We start from the raw sequence: 2,954 nt of genomic DNA on the forward strand, positions 1-2,954 counted from the left end.
GGTGGTGAAGGAAAGCTGTGACATGCAATTCAGGATGTGAAGCTTCCGCCCAGCAGAACAACGAGATTCTTGAGGGCGGAATCTCCTTCAAGGGTCACCTTCGGTGGGTGGGAACCCGCGGGAGGTGACCCCTGAACGGGGAGGGACCCGCGGGAGGTGACCCCTGAACGGTGGCTGGAAATTCTGGCGTGCGGAATCTCCTTGGCTCGCGCGGCCGTGGCCCCGCAGTCTCGAGGGTGACGCACACATCACAACGAGGAATGGCAAGGAGGCCACGATGAGCATCGACGGTGAGGTCACCCACGCGAGCGCCCACAACGCGATGGTCGCGAGCGAGCCCACGCCCGAGGAGGCGGCGGAGCTCGAGTCCATGTACGCGACCATGGCGCGGGAGAACATGATCCCGTTCTGGACGCAGCTCGACGAGCTCATGCCCATGGTCCCGAGCCCTGCCGCGGTGCCGCATGTGTGGCGCTGGAGCACGCTCCTGCCGCTCGCCGAGCGCGCCGGGCAGCTCGTGCCGGTGGGCCGCGGCGGGGAGCGGCGCGCGATCGCGCTCGCGAACCCCGGCCTGAAAGGCCTCCCGTACGCGACCCCGACACTCTGGGCCGCGATCCAGTACCTCGGTGGGCATGAGGTGGCCCCCGAGCACCGCCACTCGCAGAACGCGTTCCGCTTCGTGGTCGAGGGCGAGGGCGTCTGGACCGTGGTCAACGGCGACCCGGTCCGCATGAGCAGGGGCGATTTCCTCCTGACGCCGGGCTGGAACTTCCATGGCCACCACAACGAGACCGAGAAGCCCATGGCGTGGATCGACGGCCTCGACATCCCGTTCGTGCACGGCATGGACGCGGGCTTCTTCGAGTTCGGCACCGAGCGCGTCACGGACGAGGCGACTCCGGACATCTCCCGCTCCGAGCGCCTGTGGAGCCACCCGGGCCTGCGCCCGCTGTCCCGACTCGAGAACACCGTGAGCTCGCCGATCGGCGCGTACCGCTGGGAGCACACCGACCGCGCGCTCACCGAGCAGCTTGCCCTCGAGGACGAGGGCCACCCCGCGACCGTGGGCCAGGGCCACGCCGCGATCCGCTACGTCAACCCGACCACGGGCGGGGACGTCATGCCGACCATCCGGGCCGAGTTCCACCGCCTCCGCGCCGGCGTCCAGACCCGCACCACGCGCGAGGTCGGCTCGGCCGTCTACCAGGTCTTCGAGGGCGAGGGCGCGTTCGTGCTCGACGGCGAGCGCACGGCCGTGGGCAAGGGCGACATGATCGTCGTCCCGTCGTGGGCCGCGTGGTCCATCGAGGCTGAGACGCAGTTCGACCTCTTCAAGTTCGGCGACGCGCCGATCTTCGAGCGCCTCCACTTCAACCGCACGTTCATCGAAGGAGACACCCCAATGAAGGAGAAGAATCAGTGAAGCTCGCGACCCTGCGCCTGCCCTCTGGCGGGGCGGCTGCAGAAACCGTAGCCGTCCGCCAGGACGGCGACACGTTCGTGGAGATCCCCGGCTACGGTGACCTGGGCGCGCTGCTCGCCGCCGAGGGCTGGCGGGAGATCGCGCAAGCGGCCGACGGCGCCGCTCACCCCGTGCGCGGCGCGGACCTCGCGCCCGTGGTCCCTTCGCCGTCGAAGGTCCTGTGCGTCGGCCTGAACTACGCAAGCCACATCCAGGAGATGGGCCGTGAGCTGCCGCAGTACCCGACGCTGTTCGCGAAGTTCGCCGAGACGCTCACCGGCCCGAACGACGACGTCGAGCTGCCCGCCGCGGATCCGGCCATCGACTGGGAAGCCGAGCTCGTCGTCGTCGTCGGCAAGCGCGCCCGCCGCGTGTCCGAGGCCGAGGCGGGGGAGTACATCGCGGGGTTCACCGTCGCGAACGACATCTCGATGCGCTCGTACCAGTTCCGCACCAAGGAGTGGCTCCAGGGCAAGCTCTGGGAGGCGTCGACCCCGGTTGGCCCGGTCATGGTCACGCCGGAGGAACTCGACCGCAACGCCCCGATCACCACTCACGTGGACGGGGCCGAGATGCAGCGCGGCTCGATCGGGGACCTCGTGCATGGGCCCGAGTACCTCGTTTCCTACATCTCGGAGATGATCACGCTCAACCCCGGTGACCTCATCCTCACCGGCACGACCGGTGGCGTGGGCCGCGCGCGCAAGCCAGAGGTGTACATCACGGACGGCCAGACAGTCACGGTCGCGATCGCGGGCATCGGCGAGCTGCGCAACGTGGCCCGCGCCCAGGGCGAGCTGCCCGGGGTGGCGCCGGCCGGCGTCGAGCTTCCCGCGGTTGCGGCGGCGGGCGCGGCACGGGAAGCCCGGGCCTGACGTGGTCGCGCGGTATGACCTGGTCGAGGACGCGGAGGTTCGCGCCGGGCTGCTCACGGCCCGGCGCGGCACGGCGTTCTTCGCGCGCAAGCTCAGCGAGCTCTCGTACGGGGATCTCGACGGGCCCTCGCTCCTGCCAGGGTGGACCCGCCGCCACGTGATAGCCCATGTGGGCTACAACGCGCGGGCCGTCGCGCGGCTCGTCGAGTGGGCCGCGACCGGGGTCGAGACGCCGATGTACTCCTCACCCGCGGCGCGGAACGCCGAGATCGAGTTCGGCGCTACGCTCCCGCCGGTCGCGCTGCAGAACCTGTTCGACCACTCCGCCATTCATCTGTCCGTCGAGTGGCGCGATCTGCCCGCCGACCGCTGGGACTTCGAGGTCCGAACGGCTCAGGGCCGGCTCGTGCCGGTGGCCGAGACGGTGTGGATGCGGACGCGCGAGGTGTGGCTGCACGCCGTTGACCTCGACAACGGGGCCCGCTTCGCGGGCGTTCCCGCGGCCGTGCTGCGACGGCTGCTGGGCGACATCTGGGGCGCGTGGGAGAAGCGCGGAGAGATCGCCGCGCTCGCCGTCCGGGTTGCCGGCGGCGAGGACGCCGGGCTGACGCTCGGCG

General features: G+C 70.4%; 3 protein-coding genes. All 3 read left to right on the forward strand.

All coding sequences use genetic code 11. The features are described from left to right. The first annotated feature begins 277 nt into the window (after positions 1-277). Positions 278-1,423: a cupin domain-containing protein gene (locus tag ACLN58_RS20260; protein ID WP_415857033.1), complete on the forward strand. Its 1,146-nt coding sequence runs from the start codon at positions 278-280 to the stop codon at positions 1,421-1,423. Continuing rightward, positions 1,420-2,337: a fumarylacetoacetate hydrolase family protein gene (locus ACLN58_RS20265; RefSeq protein WP_415857034.1), complete on the forward strand. Its 918-nt coding sequence runs from the start codon at positions 1,420-1,422 to the stop codon at positions 2,335-2,337. The genes ACLN58_RS20260 and ACLN58_RS20265 overlap by 4 nt, the downstream gene beginning before the upstream one ends. A gap of 1 nt (position 2,338) precedes the next feature. Then, a partial coding sequence (locus tag ACLN58_RS20270; RefSeq protein ID WP_415857035.1) for a maleylpyruvate isomerase family mycothiol-dependent enzyme occupies positions 2,339-2,954 on the forward strand: 616 nt, incomplete at its 3' end.

Source organism: Sinomonas sp. G460-2, assembly GCF_047759905.1.
Taxonomy (GTDB): Bacteria; Actinomycetota; Actinomycetes; order Actinomycetales; family Micrococcaceae; genus Sinomonas.

Coding starts and splice junctions, on each gene's coding strand:
- ACLN58_RS20260 (WP_415857033.1), top strand. CDS start 278: ATGAGCATCGACGGTGAGGTCACCCACGCGAGCGCCCACAACGCGATG.